This window comes from Stenotrophomonas sp. STEN023, assembly GCF_056760135.1.
This window is the reverse complement of the sequence record NZ_JBRREF010000055.1, coordinates 1-23600: the sequence shown is the minus strand read 5'-3', so window position 1 is coordinate 23600 and position 23600 is coordinate 1. Positions and strand designations below refer to the sequence as shown.

The 23600-nt window shown below is 65.5% G+C and carries 15 protein-coding genes; all 15 read left to right on the top strand.

Features of this window, described 5'->3' with window-relative positions:
- Positions 1 to 726: 726 nt before the first annotated feature.
- The 15 genes from ACVOLV_RS15085 (at position 727) to ACVOLV_RS15015 (ending at position 23483) form a co-directional block, all read left to right on the top strand.
- The gene (locus tag ACVOLV_RS15085; protein WP_481555096.1) at positions 727 to 9156 is read left to right on the top strand and encodes an ESPR-type extended signal peptide-containing protein; all 8430 of its coding nucleotides are present in this window, start codon (positions 727 to 729) and stop codon (positions 9154 to 9156) included.
- Positions 9157 to 9311: 155 nt separating this feature from the next.
- Positions 9312 to 11195: a S8 family serine peptidase gene (locus ACVOLV_RS15080; protein WP_481555095.1), complete on the top strand. Its 1884-nt coding sequence runs from the start codon at positions 9312 to 9314 to the stop codon at positions 11193 to 11195.
- Between the two features lie 123 nt (positions 11196 to 11318).
- A complete protein-coding gene (gspE, locus tag ACVOLV_RS15075) occupies positions 11319 to 13046 on the top strand; it encodes a type II secretion system ATPase GspE (RefSeq protein ID WP_481555094.1) in 1728 nt (575 codons plus the stop codon).
- A 31-nt stretch (positions 13047 to 13077) separates the two neighbouring features.
- Positions 13078 to 14295: a type II secretion system protein XpsF gene (gene xpsF / locus ACVOLV_RS15070; RefSeq protein ID WP_481555093.1), complete on the top strand. Its 1218-nt coding sequence runs from the start codon at positions 13078 to 13080 to the stop codon at positions 14293 to 14295.
- Between the two features lie 27 nt (positions 14296 to 14322).
- Complete coding sequence (gene gspG, locus ACVOLV_RS15065; protein ID WP_303748838.1) at positions 14323 to 14751, top strand: type II secretion system major pseudopilin GspG; 429 nt, start codon at positions 14323 to 14325, stop codon at positions 14749 to 14751.
- 72 nt (positions 14752 to 14823) lie between these two features.
- Positions 14824 to 15270 (top strand): type II secretion system protein XpsH, encoded by a 447-nt coding sequence (xpsH, locus tag ACVOLV_RS15060; RefSeq protein ID WP_481555092.1) that lies wholly within the window; start codon positions 14824 to 14826, stop codon positions 15268 to 15270.
- The gene (gene xpsI / locus ACVOLV_RS15055) at positions 15267 to 15659 is read left to right on the top strand and encodes a type II secretion system protein XpsI (RefSeq protein ID WP_481555091.1); all 393 of its coding nucleotides are present in this window, start codon (positions 15267 to 15269) and stop codon (positions 15657 to 15659) included. Before xpsH ends, xpsI begins: the two co-directional genes overlap by 4 nt.
- Positions 15660 to 15667: 8 nt before the next feature.
- Entirely contained in the window at positions 15668 to 16315 is a 648-nt protein-coding gene (locus ACVOLV_RS15050) for a prepilin-type N-terminal cleavage/methylation domain-containing protein (protein WP_481555103.1), read from the top strand.
- Positions 16312 to 17166 carry a type II secretion system minor pseudopilin gene (locus ACVOLV_RS15045; protein WP_481555090.1) on the top strand — a complete coding sequence of 285 codons (855 nt, stop codon included), beginning with the start codon at positions 16312 to 16314 and terminating at the stop codon, positions 17164 to 17166. The genes ACVOLV_RS15050 and ACVOLV_RS15045 overlap by 4 nt, the downstream gene beginning before the upstream one ends.
- On the top strand, positions 17163 to 18290 hold the full coding sequence (locus ACVOLV_RS15040) for a PilN domain-containing protein (RefSeq protein WP_481555089.1): 1128 nt from the start codon (positions 17163 to 17165) through the stop codon (positions 18288 to 18290). The genes ACVOLV_RS15045 and ACVOLV_RS15040 overlap by 4 nt, the downstream gene beginning before the upstream one ends.
- Positions 18265 to 18873 (top strand): type II secretion system protein GspM, encoded by a 609-nt coding sequence (gene gspM, locus ACVOLV_RS15035; protein ID WP_481555088.1) that lies wholly within the window; start codon positions 18265 to 18267, stop codon positions 18871 to 18873. The genes ACVOLV_RS15040 and gspM overlap by 26 nt, the downstream gene beginning before the upstream one ends.
- Positions 18863 to 19540 carry a type II secretion system protein XpsN gene (locus ACVOLV_RS15030; protein ID WP_481555087.1) on the top strand — a complete coding sequence of 226 codons (678 nt, stop codon included), beginning with the start codon at positions 18863 to 18865 and terminating at the stop codon, positions 19538 to 19540. The genes gspM and ACVOLV_RS15030 overlap by 11 nt, the downstream gene beginning before the upstream one ends.
- Before the next feature lie 9 nt (positions 19541 to 19549).
- Positions 19550 to 21787, top strand: a complete 2238-nt coding sequence (gene gspD / locus ACVOLV_RS15025; RefSeq protein WP_481555086.1) for a type II secretion system secretin GspD — start codon at positions 19550 to 19552, stop codon at positions 21785 to 21787.
- Positions 21784 to 22653 carry a glycosyltransferase family 2 protein gene (locus tag ACVOLV_RS15020; RefSeq protein WP_481555102.1) on the top strand — a complete coding sequence of 290 codons (870 nt, stop codon included), beginning with the start codon at positions 21784 to 21786 and terminating at the stop codon, positions 22651 to 22653. The genes gspD and ACVOLV_RS15020 overlap by 4 nt, the downstream gene beginning before the upstream one ends.
- Complete coding sequence (locus ACVOLV_RS15015) at positions 22650 to 23483, top strand: glycosyltransferase family 2 protein (protein WP_481555085.1); 834 nt, start codon at positions 22650 to 22652, stop codon at positions 23481 to 23483. Before ACVOLV_RS15020 ends, ACVOLV_RS15015 begins: the two co-directional genes overlap by 4 nt.
- Positions 23484 to 23600 lie beyond the last annotated feature (117 nt).

Sequence of the window (23600 nt, the reverse complement as noted above, 5' to 3'; positions counted from 1 at the left end):
TCTTCTTTTGTGGACTGATTTGCGTCCCGTCACTGCTGCGCGGTATCCGCGTGTCGTGCTCCAGGTCGTTTGGCGGAGGCTTGGTGCTTGTGGGTGAAGCGGCTGCAATGTGCTTCATGGATTCAGCCTGGGTCGGGTAGGCCCTTGGACAACCCCGGAACCACTTCTGAGAGGGGTGTCAGCAATTTGACTATAGAGGCAGGCGTGTCAGCGCCTAGCGTGAACAGGGATCCGCGCATTGGCGCAACCGGGTGTGCTGCAACGCAACTGCTCGGGCTCCTTCAAGAAGATGAATCAACTGCTCGCAAGAAGATGGCCGGAAGCGCTGAAATCATTGCAGCACAACGATTGCGTGGGGGTCCGAGGTCCTTTTGGAGAGAAGACTCGTATCCGCTGGCTCTGGCGATCTTCCGGACTAGGCAATTGTTTCAGAAGCAAATTTTTGAAAATCTCACCTAATTGAGAGAATTGCGAGCTTCCTCTCAAAAACTGCGATTAGAGCCAAAAGTTTGACGAATCATGAATCGTCGATTAAGACTCCATCCATCCCGTAGTCGCCCGACAGGTATGGAACCAGGGGGGTAGACCACGACAGGCGTGAGCCTCACGTGCCCAGCTGTACCGGGACCGGGACCACAACACCACAGGGGGATCGTTGGGCACGTAGGGCCCGGCGATGGCGCGTTTATGCAAGGAAAAAAACCGTCCACTTGAGGAGCAGCAGCGATGAACCGGATCTACCGCAAGGTATGGAACAAGGCATTGGGGCAGTTGGTGGTGGCGTCGGAGTTGGCATCGTCCAGCTCGGCCGGTGTGGTCATGGATGAGCGGCATAGCGCCGGAATACGCCTGCAAGCCTTGTCGGTTGCCGTTGCGTTGGGTCTAGGAGCTAGTGCCTGGGTAACAGCAGCGCAGGCACAGTCGGTGGAAGTGGGCGGTAATGCGCAGTGCATGGTGCTAGGCAGTGCAACGCTGGTGGACTGCGCCATCGCCAACAGCGCCGATGCATCGGGCGCAAACGCGGTGGCCATCGGTGCAGGCACGGTGGCTTCGGCAGCAGGCAGCGTGGCATTGGGCGCAGGTTCCATTGCCGATCGTGCCAACACGGTGTCGGTTGGCTCGGCCGGTAACGAGCGTCAGATCAGCAATGTCGCTGCCGGCACCGCCGGTACCGATGCGGTGAACCTCGATCAACTCAATGCCGCTGCCGATGGCGCGCTGTTGGCCGGCCGCTATTTCAAAGCAAATGGCGCTGCGGACGGCAGCGATGACGCCGTGGCCAGCGGCGAAGGTGCGATGGCTGCGGGTGTCGGCTCGCTGGCTAGCGGTGTGGAGAGCACCGCGGTAGGCAGCTACAACGTCGCCGCAGGCGACTATTCCAGTGCGGTGGGTTATGTAAATACCGCCAACGGCGAGAGCAGTTCTGCGGTTGGCAATTTCAACCAGGTGGATGGTGCCAACAGCAGCGCGTTTGGTTCCGGCAACCTGGTGGATGGTGCAAATGCGATTGCGCTTGGCAGCAACAGCATCGCCAGTGGTGATGGCAGCGTGGTGATCGGCGATGGCGCCTACGCGGCTGCCGATGATGCCACTGCGGTCGGCTCCGGCAGTCTTGCCAGTGAGCTGGGCAGCACTGCCGTTGGTAGCGGCGCAGAAGCGAGCGGTGCCTATGCAAGCGCACAGGGCAGCCAGGCACTTGCTTCCGGGCAGCAGGCAACGGCCAACGGCTTCCGTGCCGAGGCCGATGGCCGTGGCACCACCGCGCTTGGCGCTTATAGCTCAGCCTCTGGTGACCTTGCTTCGGCAGTGGGTTATGGCGCCGATGCCAGTGGCGACTACGGCGTTGCGATGGGCCTGGGTGCTTCCGCCTCGGCGACCAGCACCACAGCCGTAGGCGAATCGGCCATTGCCTCGGGTGAAGAATCCACCGCGGTTGGCGGCACCACCTTCGGTGGCTTGATCAGCACCGAAGCGTCGGGTACCGGCGCGTCGGCGTTCGGCAATGGCGCATGGGCGATAGGTGAGTACGCCACCGCGATCGGATTCAACAGCTGGGCTGATGCCGACAACTCCACCGCACTCGGCCAAAGTGCAACTGCAGCAGCGGTCAACAGCGTCGCTATCGGCGCAAACTCCTGGGCAGATCGCGAGAGCACGGTTTCGGTCGGTGATGTGGGCAGCGAGCGCCAGATCACCAACGTCGCTGCCGGCACTGAAGACACCGACGCGGTGAACAAGTCGCAGCTCGACGAAGTGGCGGCAGTTGCCGAAAACACCAGCAAATACTTCAAGGCAACCGGCAGCGCCGACAGCGATGCCGGCGCCTATGCGGAGGGCGATAGCGCCACGGCTGCAGGCGAGGCTGCCAATGCCATCGGCAACGGCGCATCGGCTTACGGCACCGGCGCCAATGCCCTGGCTGACAACAGTGTCGCGGTTGGCAGCAATGCGCTGGCAACCGGCACCGGCAGCATCGCCTTGGGCGTGAATGCGAACGCAGAAAACGCTGACAGCATTGCCATTGGTACTGATGCTTCGGTAAGCGAAGGTGCCTTCATGGCCGTCGGTGCCGGTGCCAACGCACAGGGCCTGTTCTCGGCTGCCATCGGTACCGACGCCAAAGCTACGGGCTTTGCTGCTACCGCCATCGGTACTGCAGCGTGGGCTACCGGTCGTCAGGCCACCGCGCTGGGCTTCGGTGCCACCGCCGATGCGTGGCAGGCGGTTGCCGTTGGTAGTGGCGCCTATGCAACGTTCTTCGGCACGGCGATCGGCACGTTTGCCGAGGCTGCCGATGTGGCGACCGCGGTTGGCCAGAACGCAATTGCGGACATCGCAGGTGCTGCGTTCGGCGTGCAGGCGCGTGCAGGCTTGACCGGCGTTGCAGTCGGCAACAACGCCGCCACCGGTGAGCTTGGTGTTGCAGTCGGTTTCAATTCGCTGGCTGGCCAGGATTTCTACAGCGTTACCGAAGGCAAGCACACCACCGCGCTGGGTGCGGAGGCATGGGCGACCGAGGACGGTGCCACCGTCGTTGGCTACAACAGCTACGCACAGGCACAGAACGCGGTGGTGCTGGGCTCCAATGCCTGGACCAGCAAGGACGCAGAGAACAGCGTCGCGCTGGGCGCCGGCTCCTTCGCTGACCGCGCCAACACGGTGTCGGTCGGCGCGGCGCAGGAATGGACCGACTCGGCTGGCGTCGTCCACGCGGCAGTCGATCGCCAGATCGCCAATGTCGCCGCCGGTACCGAAGGCACCGATGCGGTCAATGTTGATCAGCTCAATGCCGTCGCCGAAGGCGCGGAACTGACCGCGCGCTACTTCAAGGCCAACGGGGCCGCCGATGGCAGTGACGACGCGGTCGCCGGTGGCGACGGCGCAACCGCTGCCGGTGTTGGCTCCTTGGCCAGCGGTGTGCAAAGCACGGCGGTGGGCAGCTACAACGTCGCTGCTGGTGACTACTCCAGTGCTGTTGGTTACGTGAACACCGCCAACGGTACCAATAGTTCGGCGGTGGGCAACTTCAACCAGGTGGATGGCGAGAACAGCAGCGCGTTCGGCATGGCCAATCTGGTCGACGGTGCCAACGCGATTGCCTTGGGCAGCAACAGCGTGGCCAGCGGCGACGGCAGCGTGGTGATCGGTGATGGTGCATTGGCCGATGCCGATGACGCGATTGCCATCGGCACCGGCAGCGTTGCCAGCGGCGACAGCAGCAGTGCCTTCGGCGAGGGCGCGGAAGCCTCGGGTGTGTTTGCCACGGCGCAGGGTGCGCAGTCGGTGGCCTCTGGCCAGCAGGCCTTGGCAAACGGTTTCCGTGCCGAGGCCAGCGGTCGCGGTACCACGGCGGTGGGCAGCTATGCGGTTGCTTCCGGCGATCTCGCTTCGGCCGTTGGTTACGGTGCCGAGGCCAGCGGCGACTACGGCGTTGCGATGGGCCTGGGCGCAGCGGCATCGGGCGTCAGCACCACCGCGGTCGGCGAGTCGGCGATTGCCTCGGGCGAGGAGTCGACCGCGGTTGGTGGCACCACTTTCGGCGGCTTCATCAGCACCAAGGCCTCCGGCACCGGCACTGCGGCATTCGGTAATGGCGCCTGGGCAGTGGGCGAATACGCTACCGCCATCGGCTTCAACAGCTGGGCCGATGCGGATGATTCCACCGCACTTGGCCAGAGCGCGGTGGCCGAAGCGGCCAATAGCGTCGCCATCGGTGCCAACTCCTGGGCCGATCGCGAGAGCACCGTCTCGGTGGGTGATGTTGGCAGCGAGCGGCAGATCACCAATGTCGCCGCCGGCACCGAAGGTACCGATGCGGTCAACAAGAACCAATTGGATGAAGTGGCCGCGGTGGCTGGCAACACCAGCAAGTACTTCACCGCCACTGGCAGCGCCGACAGCGATGCCGGCGCGTATGCGGAAGGCGATAGCGCCACCGCTGCAGGCGAAGCCGCCAATGCCATCGGCAACGGCGCATCGGCTTACGGCACCGGCGCCAATGCGGTGGCCAGCGGTGCAACCGCAGTCGGCATGAACGCCTTGGCCGCAGGCCAGAACAGTGCTGCATTCGGCCAGAACGCCGAGGCCACCGGCCCGGCGGCGGTGGCCGTAGGCGGCAATGCAGTGGATGCCAATGGCAATCCATTGATCACGTTTGGCGGACAGCCGGTGACCACCGGTGCGACCAGCGCCGGCCTGGGTGGTACCGCGCTTGGTGCCAGTGCCAGTGCGGAGGGCTTCGCCGCCACCGCCACCGGTCTCGGCGCGTTCGCTCAAGGGGCACAGTCCTCCGCATTTGGCGCGGTGGCCAATGCAACCGGTGATTACAGCACCTCGATGGGTAGTCAGAGCGCTGCATCGGGCACCAGCAGCGTTGCGGTTGGTGGTCCGATCGACCTCATCCCGGGGCTGGGTTTCTTCGTTGATACCCAGGCCAGTGGTGAAGCTTCCACGGCGCTGGGCGCTGGCGCCATCGCTTCGGGTGATTACGCCTTGGCTTCAGGTGCATTGAGCGAAGCAGCGGGTGCCGAATCCACTGCTGTCGGCTACTTCGCCTATGCAGCGGGCGACAACGCCAGTGCGCTGGGCGCGGAGAGCTGGGCCAGCGGCCTCAACAGCACGGCAGTTGGCTTCTACAGCACCAGCCTTGGCGCAGACAGCACCGCCTTGGGTGCGAACGCCACCGCCAGCGCTGCCAACAGTGTTGCTCTGGGTGCGGGCTCGCTGGCAGATCGGGCCAGTAGCGTGTCGGTTGGAGCAGTAGGTGCGGAGCGCCAGATCACCAACGTCGCCGCCGGTACCGAGGGCACCGATGCGGTCAACCTGGACCAGCTCAACAGCGCCGCCGAAGGTGCTTTGCTGGCCGGTCGTTACTTCAAGGCCAATGGCGCGGCGGACGGCAGCGATGACGCGATCGCCAGCGGTGATGGTGCTACCGCTGCCGGCGTCGGTTCGGAGGCTTCCGGTGCACAGAGCACGGCGGTGGGCAGCTACAACGTCGCCGCCGGTGATTATTCCAGCGCCGTCGGTTACGTGAATACCGCCAACGGTACCAATAGTTCGGCATTCGGCAACTTCAACCAGGTGGATGGCGAGAACAGCAGCGCGTTTGGTTTTGCCAATCTGGTGGATGGTGACAACGCGATCGCACTGGGCAGCAACAGCGTGGCCAGCGGTGAGGGCGCCATCGTGATCGGCAATGGCGCCAGCGCCCTGGCCAGCGGAGCGGCTGCAATCGGCATGAACGCCGTGGCCAGCGGCCAGAACGCCGCAGCCTTCGGCCAGAATGCACAGGCCACCGGCCCGGGCGCAGTAGCGGTAGGCGGCAACGCGGTGGATGCCAATGGCGAGCCGCTGATCACTTCCAACGGCGAGCCGGTGCAGACCGGCGCGACCAGTGCGGGTGTCGGCGGTACCGCACTCGGTGCAAGTGCCAATGCGCAGGGTTTTGCCGCTACCGCGACCGGTGTCGGCGCATGGGCGCAGGGTGATCAGTCCACCGCCAGCGGTGCGGTCGCCAATGCGGTTGGCGACTTCAGTACTGCCAGCGGTTCACAATCCTATGCCGAAGGTGCAGGCACCACGGCGGTGGGCTATAACGCCGCCGCCTATGAAGACGGCAATGTCGCGGTCGGTCGCAATGCCTCGGCATTGGGCGCAGGCAGCCTGGCAATCGGTGATGGTGCCGAGACCGGCTTTGGCTTCTTCGGCATCGGTGCAAGCAATGCCGTCGCCATCGGCAGCGGCAGCTGGGCATTCGGTGATGACGCAACCGCAGTAGGTGCCAACGCCTGGGCCTTTGGCCAGCAGAGCACCGCAGTTGGTACCGGTGCCGAAGCCGGTGCCACCAACTCGGTGGCGCTGGGCGCAGGCTCGATTGCCGACCGCGCCAACAGCGTGTCGGTGGGTGATGCAGGTGCCGAACGGCAGATCACCAATGTTGCCGCCGGTACCGAAGGCACCGATGCGGTCAACAAGGACCAGCTCGATGAAGTGGCCGCAGTGGCCGCGGAAGGGCAGGCCACGGCGAAGTACTTCAAGGCTACCGGCAGTGCCGACAGTGACGCCGGTGCCTATGCCGAAGGCGACAGCGCAACGGCCTCCGGTGAGGCGACCAATGCGATCGGCAATGGCGCATCGGCGTTCGGCAGCGGTGCCAATGCAGTGGCCGATGGTGCAACGGCGGTCGGTATGAACGCCTTGGCCAGCGGTCAGAACGCAGCCGCGTTCGGCCAGAACGCACAGGCGATGGGCCCGGGTGCAGTGGCTGTGGGTGGCAATGCGGTGGATGCCAACGGTGATCCGCTGATCAACGTCGGCGGCGAGCCTGTGCAGACCGGTGCTACCAGTGCCGGCGTCGGCGGCACCGCGTTGGGTGCAAGTGCCAACGCAGAAGGCTTTGCCGCTACCGCAGCCGGTGTTGGCGCATACGCCAAGGGCGATCAGTCCACCGCCAGTGGTGCGGTAGCCAATGCACTTGGCAACTACAGCACCGCGACCGGTTCGCAGAGCTACGCCGAAGGCGTCGGCACCACCGCGGTTGGCTACAACGCGGCTGCCTACGAAGACGGCAATGTCGCCGTGGGCCGCAATGCGTCAGCCCTGGGCGAGGGCAGCCTGGCGATTGGCGATGGTGCCGAAACCGGCTTTGGTTTCTTCGGCATCGGCGCTACCAATGCCGTCGCCATCGGCAGCGGCAGCTGGGCCTTTGGTGATGACGCGACCGCGGTGGGTGCCAATGCCTGGGCCTTCGGCCAGCAGAGCACCGCAGTTGGTACCGGTGCCGAAGCCGGTGCCACCAACTCGGTGGCGCTGGGTGCAGGTTCCATTGCCGGCCGCGCCAATAGCGTGTCAGTGGGTGATGCAGGTGCCGAACGGCAGATCACCAACGTTGCTGCCGGTACCGAGGCAACCGATGCGGTCAACAAGTCGCAGCTGGATGCCGTGGCCGATGTCGCAGGCGAGACCAACAAGTACTTCCAGGCCTCTGGCGATGGTGTGGCAACTGCCAGCGGTACCAATGCGGTTGCGTCAGGCTCGGGTGCGGTTGCCAGTGCCGAGCGCAGCACCGCCTTGGGTGCGGCCAGCACCGCCAATGCCAATGGCGCCACTGCGGTTGGTGCCGATGCATCGGCTCGTGCCAGCAACAGCACCGCGCTGGGCCGGCAGACCTCGATCACTGCCACCAATGGCGTCGCGATTGGTTACGGTGCGTTCGCCAGCAATGGTGCCAACAGCGTGGCCATCGGTGCGGGTGCAGGCGTCTCCGGTGCCAATTCGGTGGCGCTGGGCGCGGGTTCGCGTGCGGTCGAAGCCAACGTGGTATCGGTGGGTGGCGGCAACGGCAGCAATGGCCCGGTGACGCGCCGCATCGTCAATGTCGGTGCGGGGCGCATTGCCGAAGGCAGTACCGATGCGGTCACCGGTGGTCAGTTGCATGTCACCAACCAGCGTGTTGGCGCGGTGGAAACCCGCGTCACCGACATTGATGGTCGTATCGGCAGCATCGAGGGCGTCACCGCCAATGCGGTGACCTACGACGATGCCAGCCGCGACAAGCTGACCCTGGCGGGTGTGCAGGGCACCACGTTGGACAACGTGGCTGCCGGTGCAATTGCTGCTGGCAGCATGCAGGCCATCAACGGCGGGCAGTTGTTCCAGTCGCTGGGCAACATGGCCAGCTTCCTCGGTGGTGGTGCGGGCGTCGGCATGCAGGGCATGTTTGTCGCCCCGACCTATGTCATCCAGGGTGCCAGCTACAACAACGTAGGTGCGGCGTTGACCGCGCTTGATGGCCAGGTCACGGCGCTCAACAACCGTGTTGCCAGCAATGGAAATGGCAGTGGCAGTGGCAACGGGAACGGGAACGGGAACGGGAACGGCCCGAATGTAGGGGGGGCGGGGTCGGCGGGCGGCACCGGAGTGGCGCTGGGCGAGCAGGCCAAGGCCAATAATGTTGCCGGTAGTGCCGTCGGGAACAACAGCTATGCGCACGGCCCGAACGACACCGCTATCGGCAGCAACGCGCGCGTCAATGCCGACGGCAGCACTGCGGTGGGCGCAAACACCAGCATCGCCGCCGTCGCCACCAACGCGGTTGCGATGGGTGAAGGTGCCACCGTCAGCGTTGCTTCGGGCACGGCGATTGGCCAGGGCTCCAGCGTCTCCGCCACCGGTGCGGTTGCCTTGGGGCAGGGGTCGATTGCCGACCGTGCCAACACGGTGTCGGTCGGCAGCAGCGGCCATGAGCGCCAGATCACCAGCGTTGCCGCAGGCACGCAGGCGACCGATGCGGTCAACAAGGCGCAGCTGGATAGCGGCATCACCGCAGCCAATACCTATACCGACACCAAGTTCAGCAGCATGGCCGACAGTTTCGACGTCTTCCGTGGCGATATCGACAAGCGTCTGCGCCATGTAGACCGCCGCCTCGATCGGCAAGGTGCGATGAGCGCGGCGATGTTGAACATGGCCACCAGTGCTGCGGGCGTACGCACGCAGAACCGGGTTGGTGTGGGCGTCGGCTACCAGGGCGGCGAATCGGCACTCTCGCTGGGCTACCAGCGCGCCATCAGCGACCGCGCCACCGTGACCTTGGGTGGTGCCTTCACCAGTGACGACAGCTCGGTGGGTGTGGGCGCCGGCTTCGGCTGGTAAGCGGTTTGGTTTCGCCCCCGCCTGCTGCGGCGGGGGCTTCCAGGTTCATCGGTAGTGGCCGTGCTGCCCCCGCAGCACGGCTGTTGCGAGCCAGGACGGCAAAACGATGCAGCGTTGAGGTTCCATCCCTGTTCCATAAAGACGAGAGATCCGACATGAAGAAGAAGACCCAGCTTGGTTTGGCGATTGCCGGTGTCGTACTGATGGCTTCGATCGGCGCGCCTGCCGCATTTGCTGCAGAAGTTGGACCGGCAAAGGTAGTCGGCCTGAGTACGTCGCCGGTGGATACCAGTGGCGGCTATCGGTTCGTGGTGAAGTACCGCGCCGGCAGCAGTGAGCTGCGTGATACGGCGGCCCTCAATCGAGGCCTTGGCGCAGCGACGTCGCGCGCCGGCCTGGACCGCGCGGTAGCGAAGACCTCGCGTGCAGCGGCCCAACCCGCGGTGCAGGCCGCGCTGCTGCGGCGCATGGGTGCGCCGGGTTGGAGCGTGGTCAAGACCTCGCGTGCGCTCAACGCACAGGAAGCGGCTGACTTCGTCCGCGAACTCAAGGCCAACCCGGCGGTGGAGCGTGCGGATATCGATCGCATGTACCAGCGCATGGTCGATGTCGCCCCGGCGATGGTCCCGACCGACCCGAACTACGCGCAGTACCAGTGGAATTTCTTCAATCCAACGACGGGCGTGCGCGCACCGCAGGCCTGGGATCTCTCGCAGGGCGAGGGTGTGGTGGTGGCGGTGATCGATACCGGTATCACCCAGGGCAACCCGGACCTGCAGAACAACGTCATTCCCGGCTACGACATGATCAGCGACAAGCGCGTATCACGCCGCGACAGCGACGGCCGTGTGCCGGGTGGTTGGGATATTGGTGACTGGATCGAAGCCAACTACTGCACCGGCTGGGCGACGGGGGGCTCGCATGCCGCCGACGTCAGCTCCTGGCACGGCAGCCACGTGTCCGGCACCATCGCGCAGGAAACCAACAATGGCAGGGGCCTTGCAGGCCTGGCCTACAAGGCGAAGGTGATGCCGATCCGCGTGCTCGGCTCCTGCGGTGGTTTTGGTAGCGATATTTCCGACGGCATCATCTGGGCCGCGGGTGGCGAGGTGCCGGGATTGCCGCTCAACGCCAATCCTGCCGAAGTCATCAACATGAGCCTGGGCAGTGGGGCGCCCGCGACCTGTCCGACCGAATACCAGGAAGCCATCGACCTGGCCAACAGCAAGGGTGCCATCGTGGTGGTCGCGGCGGGCAATGACAACGCCAATGCCGCCAGCTACACCATGTCTTCCTGTAACAACGTGATCAGCGTCGGTGCCACCGGCGTCACCGGTGCCCGTGCGTACTACTCCAATTACGGTGCACGCGTGGACCTTTCGGCACCGGGCGGCGGTGGCGCGGTGGATGGCAACCCGAACGGCTACATCTGGCAGGTGATGAACGGCGGCGAGAAGGGGCCTGAACCGAGCAACTGGATCCTCGGTGGCATGGGTGGCACCTCGATGGCATCGCCGCATGTGGCTGCTGCCGTGGCGATGGTGCAGAGCGTGGTCGACACGCCGCTGACCCTCAACCAGATGCGTGACCTGCTGAAGACCACCGCCACGCCGTTCCCGGTGGCGATCCCGGCCTCCACCCCGATTGGTGCCGGCATCCTCAACATCAACGCTGCATTGATCAAGGCAACCACACCGCCGTGCGATCCCAACGTCGAGCAGTGCGGCCCGGACGCCACGCCGCTGGTCAACAAGGTCGCGCTGACTGGTGTTTCCGGCAGCGGTGGCAGCGAGACGGTCTACAGCTTCCAGGCCGAGGCCGGCAAGGTGCTGACCTTCATGACCTACGGCGGCACGGGCGATGTGTCGGTGTACGTCCGCTACGAGGCGGTGCCGAGCAGCACTGCGTTCGATGCCAAGTCCACGCGTGCCGGCAACAGCGAGACCGTGCGCTTCAACACGCCGCAGGCAGGCACCTACTACGTCACCCTGGTGGGAGCGAGCTCCTATAGCGGTGTGAGTCTGGTTGCCCGTCAGTAATCCTGACCACCGCACGACCTTGGAACCCCGGCAATGCCGGGGTTCTTTTTGCCTGTAATGCCGGTTCATGTGCACGACCTGGGGGTACGAACTGCTAAAGTTCGGCCAACACAGGAGGATTGCGTGAACGCGGTAGCCCACGACGCCCAACTTGCGCCATCACCTGCCGATCGCATCGTCACCGAACTGTTGACGCAGGGCCGGTTGAAAGAGGCTGACCTTCAACGCGCACGCCAGTTGCAGCGCGAATCCGGCGGCGAGCTGTTGGTGCTGCTGGCCCGGCTGGGCCTGGTTTCCGAGCGTGACCACGCCGAGGCCTGTGCCAAGGTGCTGGGGCTGCGGCTGCTGGCCGCCCGCGAGTTACCCGAACATCCGCCGGAACTGGTGGAAGGCGTCGAGCCGGTGCCGTTGCGCTTCCTCAAACAATTCCTGGTACTGCCGCTGGGCGAGCAGCGCGGTCGCATCCTGTTGTGGATGGCCGATCCGCAGGATGGCTACGCGATCGATGCAATCGGCCTGGCGACCGGCTGCGAGGTGGCGCCGGTGGTTGGGGTGCGCAGCGAAGTGGATGAGCTGATCGAGCGCTGGTACGGGCAGGGTCGGACCGCGATGGGCACCATCCTGGAAACCACCGATGGCGAGCTCGCACCGCTGGACGATATCGAACACCTGCGCGACCTCGCTTCGGAAGCACCGGTCATCCGCCTGGTCAATCTGCTGATCCAGCGTGCGGTGGAACTGCGCGCATCGGATATCCACGTCGAGCCGTTCGAGAACCGTCTGAAGGTGCGTTACCGCGTCGATGGCGTCTTGGTTGATGGCGAAAGCCCGCCGGTCAACCTGACCGCGGCGGTGATCAGCCGCATCAAGATCATGGCCAAGCTCAACATCGCCGAGCGCCGCCTGCCGCAGGACGGTCGCATCATGTTGCGCGTACAGGGCAAGGAACTGGACCTGCGCGTCAGCACCATGCCTACCGCACACGGTGAAAGCGTGGTGATGCGCCTGCTCGACCGCGAAGCGGTGGTGTTTGATTTCCAGCGGTTGGGTTTCAGCGAGGATTTCCTCCCGCAGTTCCGCAAGGTGCTGGAGCAGCCGCACGGCATCCTGCTGGTCACCGGCCCCACCGGCTCGGGCAAGACCACCACGCTGTACACCGCGTTGAACCAGCTCAATACCGACAAGGTCAAGATCATCACCGTCGAAGATCCGGTGGAATATCAGTTGGAAGGCATCAACCAGATCCAGGCCAAGCCTCAGATCGGGCTGGATTTCGCCAACGCCCTGCGCAGCATCGTGCGCCAGGACCCGGACATCATCATGATCGGCGAAATGCGTGATCTGGAAACCGCGCGCATCGCGATCCAGTCCGCGCTCACCGGCCACCTGGTGCTGTCCACGCTGCATACCAACAACGCCGCCGGTGGCATTACCCGTCTGCTGGACATGGGCGTGGAAGACTATCTGCTCACCTCCACCATCAATGGCATCCTCGCCCAGCGCCTGGTGCGCAGGTTGGAGCCTACCCACGCGCTGCGCTACCGCGCGTCGGACGAAGAAATCGAACGCTTCGGCCTGCGCCGCTTCCAGCCGCAGGGCGATATCCATCTATACCGCGCGCAGCCCTCGGCGCTGGCGCCAACCGGCTATCTCGGCCGCACCACCGTCGTCGAGTTTTTGGTGATGGACGATGCGCTGCGCAATGCGGTGATGCGCAAGGCCGGCATGGGCGAGATCGAACAGATCGCGCGCAAGGCCGGCATGCGCACCATGTACGAGGACGGCATCGGCAAGGCACTGCGTGGCGAAACCACGCTGGAAGAAGTGCTGCGGGTGACGGAGGACGCATGAGCCATCGCGTACACCCGGAGCGGTGCTGCTGATGCCGCGTTACCGTTACAAGGCACTGGATGCGCGTGGCGATCTGCTTGAAGGGCAGATGGATGCGGCCAGCGAAGGCGAGGTGATCGCGCGCCTGCAGGAACAAGGCCATCTGCCGATGGAAGCCAAGCCGGCGACTGGCTCGGCGTTCGAGGGTGGCAGTTGGAAGCAATGGCGGCAGCGCCCGTTTGCCGGTGCCACGCTGGTGCAGTTCACCCAGCAGCTGGCGACCTTGTTGAGCGCTGGGCAGCCCTTGGACCGGGCCTTGTCGATCCTGATGGAAACGCCGGAAGACCAGCGCTCGCAGCGGGTGATTGCCGATATCCGCGACAGCGTGCGTGGCGGCACGCCGCTGTCGCAGGCGCTTGAACGCCAGCATGGCCTGTTTTCGCGGCTGTACGTCAACATGGTGCGTGCCGGCGAAGCCGGCGGTAGCCTGCATGAAACCCTGCAGCGCTTGGCCGATTATCTGGAGCGCAGCCAGGAGTTGAAGGGCAGGGTGATCAACGCCTTGATCTACCCGGCGATCCTGCTGGTGGTGGTTGGCCTGGCGCTGCTGTTCCTGCTCGGCTACGTGGTGCCGCAGTTCTCGCTGATGTATCAAAGCCTCGATGTGATCTTGCCGTGGTTTACCCGGATAGTGCTGGAGGTCGGCCTGCTGGTACGCCAGGGCTGGTTGGTTTTCATCGTGGTGCCAGCGCTGTTCCTGCTTTGGGTTGAGCGCAAGCGGCGCGACCCGGTGTTCCGCCTGGGGTTTGATACCTGGTTGTTGAAGCGGCCGATGATCGGCGGACTGGTTGCCAAGCTGGAGAGCGCGCGGCTTGCGCGCACGCTCGGCACCTTGCTGCGCAATGGCGTGCCGCTGCTGGCCGGGCTGGGCATTGCCCGCAACGTGCTCGGCAACCGTGCGCTGGTCGCGGACGTCAGTGAGGCCGCCGAGGCGGTGAAGAATGGCGCTGGACTGGCTTCGTCGCTGGGTCGCAATGGCCGCTTCCCGCGGCTGGCCCTGCAGATGATCCAGGTCGGCGAAGAGTCGGGCACGCTGGAAAGCATGCTGCTCAAGACCGCCGACACCTTTGAACAGGAAAGTGCCCGCGCCATCGACCGCATGTTGGCGGCGCTGGTGCCGGTGATCACCTTGTTGTTGGCGTCGGTGGTGGGCGTGGTCATCATCGCGGTGCTGGTACCGCTGTATGACCTCACCAATGCCATCGGCTAACCCCTGGATTTCGGAAAGGAAGAAGAAATGAGGCGAACCCTGAAACAACCGTTGTCGCGCGCACGCCAGGCCGGCATGAGCCTGTTGGAAATCATCATCGTCATCGTGCTGATCGGTGCGGTGCTCACCCTGGTGGGCAGCCGTGTGCTCGGCGGTGCTGACCGCGGCAAGGCCAACCTCGGCAAGACCCAGATCCAGACCCTGGCCAGCAAGGTGGAGAACTACAAACTCGACACCGGCCGCCTGCCGAGCAAGCTGGAAGATCTGTCCACCCAGCCTGCGGGCGTCGCGGGTTGGCTGGGCCCGTACTCCAAGCCGGCCGAGTTCAATGATCCCTGGGGCAATCCGGTGCAATACCGGGTGCCGGGTGAAGGGCGTCCGTTCGATCTGATCAGCCTGGGCGCCGATGGCCAGCCCGGTGGCGAAAGCTATAACGCCGACATCCGCTACGAATAAGCCTTGATGGTCGCGCCGCGTTTTCTGCCTTCGCTTGCCGCCACGCGTGCCGTATCTGTGCGGCGCCGTACGATGCGCGGCATGTCCTTGCTGGAGATGGTGCTGGTGCTTGCGTTGGTCGCTGCACTGGCGATGATGGCTGCGATGGCGATGAGCGGCGGCATGGACGGCATGCAGCTGCGTTCGGCCGGCAAGACACTGGCGGCCGAACTGCGTTATGCGCGTACTCGCGCGATCAGTACCGGCGTTGCACAACAGCTGCAGATCAATCCGGGCAGCCGCCGTTGGCAGGGCGCGGACGGTCACCATGGCGAACTGCCGCAGGCGCTGACGGTGAGCTTCACCGGTGCCGGCCAATTGCAGACGCGCAGGGACGAAGGCGTCGTGCGCTTCTTCGAGGATGGCGCTTCTAGTGGTGGCCGCATTGAACTGCGTGCCGGCAAGGCGGTGTGGCGGATCGACGTTGCGTGGATCACCGGTGAGGTCAAGGCCGGGCCGGTGCGCGAGGGCGCCGGATGAGGCGCCAACGCGGTTATTCGCTGATTGAAGTGATCGTCGCCTTCGGCTTGCTGGCCTTGGCGATGACCTTGTTGCTGGGCAGCCTGTCCGGTGCGGCACGCCAGGTCAGCATGGCCGACGGCTACGGCCGTGCCGCCCTGCATGCGCAATCGCTGTTGGCAGTCGCCGGGGTTGAAGCACCCTTGCAGGCCGGTCGCCAGCAAGGTGAGTGGGAGCAGGGCCGCTATCAGTGGAATCTGCAGGTTTCCCCCTACGTCGAGCCGCGCCAGCAACAGGCGCGGCTGTGGTTGCTGGACCTGCAGGTGCGTTGGGGCGACAGCGCGCAGGAACAACTGCGCTGGCGCACGCTGCGCCTGCGCGGCAACGCACCGCTGGAGGCGTTGCCATGAGGCCTTCATTGTCTTCGTCGCGGCCGCTGCATGCGCGCGGCTTCACCCTGATCGAGGTATTGCTGGCCACCGTGCTGCTGGCGGCAGGCATGGCGCTGGCGTTCGCGGCGGTGCGCTCGACGCTTGCGATCAGCAGCCGCGGCGAGGCGATTGCCAGCGGCAATGAGCGCATGCGCGCGGTGGAGGGCTTTCTGCGTAGGCGTCTGGTCTCGGCGATGCCGCTGGCGCTGGAACGCGACGCCCTCAATGGCAACGCCGCGGTGTTTACCGGCAGCCCGAAGCAGCTGCGCTTTGTTGCCAACGTGCCCGATTACCTGGGCCGTGGCGGCCCCTACCTGCATACGTTGGAGGTCAGCGGTAGCGGTGAGACGCAGGAGCTGCGGCTTGGTTTGACCCTGTTGCAGTCCGGCCAGCTGCTGGAGGAAAACCCACCTCGCGGCAGTGAGTTGCTGGCAGACGGACTGAAGCAGGTAAAGCTGCGCTATCGCGGCATCGAACCGGGCACGACTGCCATGGGGCGCTGGCAGGACGGCTGGGATGCCCCCGGACGCATGCCGATGCTGGTGTCGATTGAGATCACACCCGCGCAGGGCGCCGCTTGGCCGCCGCTGGTGGTGGCCTTGCCGCAGTCTTCGGTTGCCGGGAGCTGGCGATGAAGGCGCGCGGTGCCGCTCTGGTGTTGGTGCTGTGGGTGGTGGCCTTGTTGGCCACCACCATTGCGGCGTTTGCTTTGACCGCAAGGGTCGAGCACCTGCAGGGCCGGGTGACCGGTGACCTGGCCGGGGGCGAACAGATTGCCCACGCCGGCATCGACTATGCGCTCTCACGGATGCGCGCTACCCCGACCCAGCCCAGCTGGCGCGCCGATGGCCGCCCCTATCGCTGGCAGTTCGATGGCCGCGCGGTGGAGCTGCGCATCGTGGACGAGACCGGCAAGGTCGACTTGAACCAGGCCGACCTGAACCTGCTGCAGGCCTTGCTGCGCGGCCTCGAACTGGCACCGGACAAGGCCGCACGGTTGGCTGGCGCCATCGTTGATTGGCGTGATCCGGACTCGTTGCTGCAGATAGCCGGAGGTGCGGAGACGGCCGACTACCAGGCGGCCGGGCTGCCGTATGGTGCCAAGAACGCACCGTTCGACAGCGTCAGCGAGCTGCAGCGTGTACTCGGCATGGAGCCGGCACTTTATGCGCAGCTTGAGCCGCTGGTGACGGTGTACGGCGGTGGCCGCCCCAATCCACGCTTTGCCCCCGGGCCGGTGCTGACCGCGATGGGCATGGATGCGGCGCTGATCCTGGCCCAGCGCGAACGTGAAGACGGCAATCCCGGAATGGGCGAAACTTCAGCCGGTGGAGGTGACACCGGTACTTATAGTGTCGCCAGCAAAGTGCAATTGGTGGCCGAGCGGCAGGCAGTCATCCGCGCGGTGGTGCGTCTGAATCCCGGTGGTGTGGCCGGTGCGCCGTATACGGTGCTGCAGTGGGAACAGGGAGCGATGTCTAGATGACGGGGTTGCGTGAACGGCTGGGGCAGATGAGTGCACGCATTGTGCCGGGCGCTGGCGGCTTCTGGGCGTGGTGGAGCCAGGCATTGCTGTCGTGGTTGCCGCAACGCTGGCAGGCCTTGCTGGGAGTGTCCGATGCGCGCCTGCTGCTGGAAGCAGGCGCGGCGCAGTTGCAGCTGTCGCTGCAGCAGCACGGCCAGTTGCAGCCGCTGCAGGCCCTGCCTGCCGGCGCAGCACCCAGTGCGGTTGATGCCGCCGTGTCGCCGCGCGTGGCCAGCCTGCCGCGCCACGGCCTGTTGCCGGCCAGCGCGGTGCTGCGCAAGCCTTTGCGCATGCCGGCTGCTGCCGAGGCGCGCCTGCGCGAGGTGCTGGGTTTCGAGATAGACCGGCAGACGCCCTTCAGCGCCGTGCAGGTGTATTACGACGTGCGGCTGTTGCAGCGTCGCGATGATGGCCAATTGGATACCGAGCTGGTGGTCGCGCCGCGGCCGCTGGTGGATGCGCTGCTGGGCCCGGATGAGGCATGGCGGCAGCAACTGGATGGCGTGGACGCAGTCGATGCGCAAGGCCAGCCCTTGGGCGTGAACCTGCTGCCGCTGGCGCTGCGCCGGCAGCGCCACGATCCCATGCGTCGGCTCAACCGGCTGTTGCTGGTCGCAGGCGTTGTGATGCTGATGCTTGCCGCGTGGCAGTTGCTGGACAACCGTCGCGCCGCTGCCACGCAGCTCTCGGCGCAGGTGGAGGCGGCAGCGGTGCGCGCGCGAGCAGTGGCCGCGCAGCGGCAGCAGCTGCAGGATCTGGTCGATGGCCAGCAGTTCTTCACCGCACAGCGTGCCCAGCAGGCGTCCGCAACGGAGATCATCAACGAACTCAGCCAGCGCCTGGGCGATGACACCTCGCTGGAGAAACTCTCGATCGAAGGCGGCCGCATGCAGCTGATCGGCATGAGCAGCAGTGCGTCATCACTGGTCGCCAAGCTCGAGGGCTCCAAGCTGTGGAAGACGCCGTCATTGACCGGTGTGCTGCAGGCCGGCCAAGGTGCCGCGCGTGAGCGCTTCACCTTGACCGCGGAACTGCGTGGCCCCAACCAGGAGGCTGCCGATGGCAACGCACCCCGCGCGCCGTGACCGCTGGTTGGCCCTGGGCCTGCTGCTGGCCGTACTGGGCGTGATCTATCTGTTGCTGGTGCAGCCCTTGTGGACCCGGCCGATGCAGGCGGTGGAAGCAGAAATCGCCACCCTGCAGGAACGCCAGCAGCGTATCGGCATGCAGTTGCGGCAGGCCCCGCAGGTCGCACAACGGCTACAACAGGCGCAACAGACGCTGGCCGATCAACCGGGCTTCATGGCTGAAAGCTCGGCCGAGCTGGCTACCTCCAAGCTGGTACAACGACTGGAGGAGGCCGCACGCCTGGCCAGCCCGGACCAGCGCAGCTGTGCGATCAGTGATCGCTCGCCATTGCCGGCCGACAGCACTGGCCGCTTTCCGCGGGTTGCAGTGCAGGCGCGGCTGCGTTGCGGCATGAACGAATGGATGCGCGTGTTGCAGGCGCTGGAAACCGGCACGCCGCAATTGCACGTGGACCGGCTCGACATTCTCTCTGCCGGCTTGGGCGAAGGCGGTGGCGGCCTGGATGTGAGTTTCGAGCTCAGTGGTTACCTGCGTCCGGGTGCGGTCGCTCCAGCCACGGAGGTCGCCAATGCGCAATGACGTAGCCGGCTTGCGCACCTGGTTGCTCGCTGCGTTCGCGGGCTGGGCGCTGTTGGTGTGGGCGGCCTGCCTGTTTGGCCTGGGCAGCAGGATTGGCAGCAGCAACGCGGCCTTGGACGTCCCGGCCTTGCCGGCGGTGCCGCAGCCCTCTGAGCTGGTGGTTGCCGACAACGCCGAGGCCTTGAACCGACCGCTGTTTGCCAGCGATCGGCGCCCGCATCCATTCTTCATTGGCGAAGCCGGTGAGCCTGCACCGACGGGCGTGCGTTTGACCGGCGTATTGATGACGCCGGGGCTGGACATGGCCACGCTGACCACCGAGCAGGGCAAGTCGCTGCGTCTGCGGCTGGGTGGCGAGGTGCAGGAGGGTTGGCAGCTGCTATCGCTGCAGCCGCGCAGCGCGGTCGTGAGCGGCCCGGCCGGTACGCTCAATCTGGAACTGCAGGTATTCAGTGGCGGGCCAAAGCAGGCGCCTGAAGGCGCCGCGCCATTGCCGGGCAACGCACAGCCAACGCCACCCACCATCACTGTGCCGGCACCACCGCCGGCGAGCGATCCGGCTACGCCATCGGCAGACCAGATCAAGGCGATCCGTGATCGCATCCAGGCCCGCCGTCGGCAGGCACAACAGAATCAGAACGGCAGCTCCGGCCGCCAGAACCCGTAGAGTGAGCGCATGACATCACGCATAGTTGCAGTCAGTCTGCTGATCGGTGCCCTGAGCGGCTGCGCCACCACGCCGGCACCGGACATCCGTCGCACGGCTGCGCCGGATACACGTACGCCGGCTCCCGGTGAGGCAGCACGCACCAATCCGCTGGGCGCCGAAGAGGCTCCCAAGGCCGATGACAGCCAGGGCCGGGCGGTGATCCGCCGGGGCAATGGCACGGTGATCAACCGCGCCGCTGCTTCGGCGCCGGCACCGGCCTTGACTGCAGCGGGCAACGGCACGGCGGTGTTCAACTTCGAGGGCGAATCGGTACAGGCGGTGACCAAGGCCATCCTCGGCGACATGCTGGGGCAGAACTACGTCATCGCACCGACCGTGCAGGGCACGGTGACCCTGGCCACGCCCAAGCCGGTATCGCCAGCGCAGGCGCTGAACCTGCTGGAGATGGTGCTGGGCTGGAACAATGCACGGCTGATCTACAGCGGCGGCCGCTACAACGTGGTGCCAGCTGATCAGTCGCTGGCGGGCACGGTCGCGCCGAGCACCGCTCCGGCCTCGGCCGCGCGCGGCTATGAAGTACGGGTGGTGCCGCTGCAGTACATCTCGGCCAGCGAGATGAAGAAAGTGCTGGAGCCGTATGCACGCCCGAACGCGATTGTCGGCGTGGATGGCTCGCGCAATGTGATCACCCTGGGCGGCACCCGCACCGAGCTGGAGAATTATCTGCGCACGGTCGAGATCTTCGACGTGGATTGGCTGTCGGGCATGTCGGTGGGTGTGTTCCCGATCCAGTCCGGGCGCGCCTCGCAGGTGGCCAGTGATCTTGAGAAGGTATTCGGCGAAGCCAGCAAGACGCCAAGTGCGGGCATGTTCCGTTTCATGCCGCTGGACAATGCCAACGCGGTGCTGGTGATCACCCCGCAGGCGCGTTACCTGGATCAGATCCAGCAGTGGCTGGACCGCATCGACAGCGCCGGTGGCAGTGCGCGTCTGTTCTCCTATGAGCTGAAGTACATCAAGGCCAAGGATCTGGCGGACCGCTTGGCCGAAGTGTTCGGCAGCAGCGGATCGCGCAGCCAGGGCGACAGCGGAACCTCGCTGGCGCCGGGTGCCAGCCCGGTAACGTTGGGTGGGCGTGGCCAGGATGGTGGTTTTGGCCAGAATGACGGCTTGAAAACCAATGATATCGGTTCGACCGGCAGCAGCGGTTCGGGCATGTCTGGCAACGGCGGTGGTGGTATGGGCGAGAGCATGCAGTTGCCGCAGAAGACCTCGGGCAATGGCAGCGTCACCCTGGACGTGGAAGGCGACCGCGTCGGTGTGTCGGCGGTGGAAGAAACCAATACCTTGCTGGTGCGTTCCACTCCACAGGCCTGGCGTTCGATCCAGGAAGTGGTGGAAAAGCTCGACGTGATGCCGCTGCAGGTGCATATCGAGGCGCAGGTGGCCGAGGTCGCATTGAATGGCAAGCTCAGCTACGGCGTGAACTGGTTCTTCGAGCAGGCGGTCAATGCCCCCGCGGGTGACAGCAATGGCACGATCGGCATGCCCGGTGCCGGCCTGCCCAGCGCGCTGGGCCGTGGCATATGGGGCGACATCGCCGGCAAGGTCACGGGCAATGGCATGGCCTGGACCTTCCTCGGCAAGAACGCTGCCGCCATCATCACCGCGTTGGATGAAGTGACCAATGTGCGCCTGCTGCAGACGCCCTCGCTGTTCGTGCGCAACAACGCGGTGGCCACGCTCAACGTAGGCAGCCGCATTCCGGTCAATTCCACCTCGATCTCGACCATCGGCGACAACGCGTATTCAACCGTGCAGTACATGGAGACCGGCAACATCCTCAAGGTGCGGCCGCGGGTGACCCGTGATGGCATGGTGTTCCTGGACATCGTGCAGGAGATCAGCGCCCCGGAAGGCGAAGAGGACAAGAATGGCAACTTCCGCATCAATACCCGGCGCATGCAGACGGAGGCAGCGGTAAGTGCCGGTGACACGGTGATGCTCGCCGGCCTGATCGATGACAGCAGCACCGATGGCTCGTCCGGCCTGCCGTTCCTGAGCCGCTTGCCGGTGGTGGGCGGCTTGTTCGGCACCAAGACACAAAACCATCGGCGCAACGAAGTGATCGTATTGATAACGCCGACCATCGTCCGCAATCCGCAGGAAGCCCGCGATCTGACCGACGAGTACGGCAGCCGCTTCCGCGCGCTGGATCCAATCAACGCACCAAAGGGCCGCTGAACATGCCGCTACCGGTCATCCTGCTGCCGGTCGGTGTGGATGACGCGGCGCTTGATGCCTGTCTGGCGGCGTTGGAGAAGCACACACCGGCAGGCACGCCGGTGTGGCTGGCCGATGATGGTCAAAGTGGCCCGCGCGGGCAGGCGGTGATCGAACACTGGCTTGCCAGCACCCGGCTGCAGGCCGAGTACACGCGGCGCCCGCGTCCGATCGGCGAGGCCGCGCATCTGGACGAGATGCTGAAGGCATGCGGCGATGCCGACGTCGCCGTGCTCGCGCCGGACGCCTTGCCGACAGCAGGCTGGTTGCAGCAGCTCAGCGACTGCCTGGCACGCGATGCCTCCATCGCCACCGCCACGCCGTGGAGCAATGCCGGCGAAGCGGTGTCGTGGCCGCGTGGCGGTGAACTCAATCCCGTACCCGCCGATCCGGCACGCTTGGCACAGGCCTTGGCGGCAATGCCGCTGCTGCAGCCCGAGTTGCCCTCGGCGATTACCCATGCGGTGCTGATACGCGGCAGTGCGCGTCGTCGTGCCGGTGGCCTGGATATCCACAGCTATGGTTCGTGGTACGCCGCATTGGTCGATCTGAGCCTGCGCATGAGCGGGCTGGGGTGGCGCAACGTGCTGTGCGACAACGCCTTCGTTGGTCGCCAGAGCGAGGGCCGGCCGGCCGAAGGCGACATGGAGGTGCTGGCCAATCGCTGGCCGGTATGGACCGCGCGGCTGGCCGCGTTCCTGATGAATGACCCGCTTCATGCGCACCGCCAGCAACTGCAGCAGCTATGCGAGCAGGCGATAATGCCGCAAGCCCAGCCCGACCTGTTCGACGCCTGTGCATCCCTTCCAGGCGCGGAGCCGGTGTGAGCGATTCAATTGCAGTGGTGGTGGTCAGTTATCAGAGTGCGAGCACCTTGGATGAGTGCCTGCAGCGCCTGCGCGCCGCCGAGGATGTCGCCGAGATCCGCGTGGTCGACAACGAATCGCGCGATGGTTCGCTGGCGATCGCGCAGCGGCATGCGCTGGCTGACAGCCGCGTGCGTTTCATCGCCAATCCTGACAATCCCGGCTTTGCCACCGCCTGCAATCAGGGTGCTGATGAATGCCATGCGCCGTGGCTGGCCTTCGTCAACCCGGATCTGATGGTCGAGCCGCAGACCTTGGCGCGGTTGCGCGACCTCGGTCGGCCACTGGGCGATTGCCTGCTCGGCGTGGAGCAGGTGGACGAGGACGGCGTCGCCGATCCGGCGGTACGCCGCCGCGACCCGGATTTCGCCGCGATGCTGCGCCACCCCGGTGCGGGCTCGCGGCTGGCAGTGCAGGTGGATCATTCCGCAGCATTGCAGCAGGTGCAGGCTTTGTCGGGCGCGCTGCTGCTGATGCCGCGTGGGTTGTTCGACCGCCTGCAGGGCTGGGATGCGGGCTACCGCCTGCATGCCGAGGACCTGGACCTATGCCGCCGCGCGCGCCAGGCCGGTGCGGTGGTGGCCATCGCCAACGACTTGAAGGTGCTGCATGTGCGCGGTGTATCCAGCCGCTCGCGGCCGTTCTTCGTGGAGTGGCACAAGCATCGCGGTCTGTGGCGTTACTTCCGCAAGTTTGAAGCGCGCCAGCGCAGCCTGCCGGTGAGGGCGGGGGTGTGGTGTGCGATCTGGGCACATGCGGCGTTGCAGGTGCCGCGGTTGTTGCTGAGATAAGTTTGGATCTGCGGTGTTGCGGCATTCAAAGCACCCCTCCCCAGCCCTCCCCATGGGCGGCCCCAAAAGGCGGGGCGCATACCCAGTGCGGCCCCCCCCCCGAAGGGCCCCCAACGG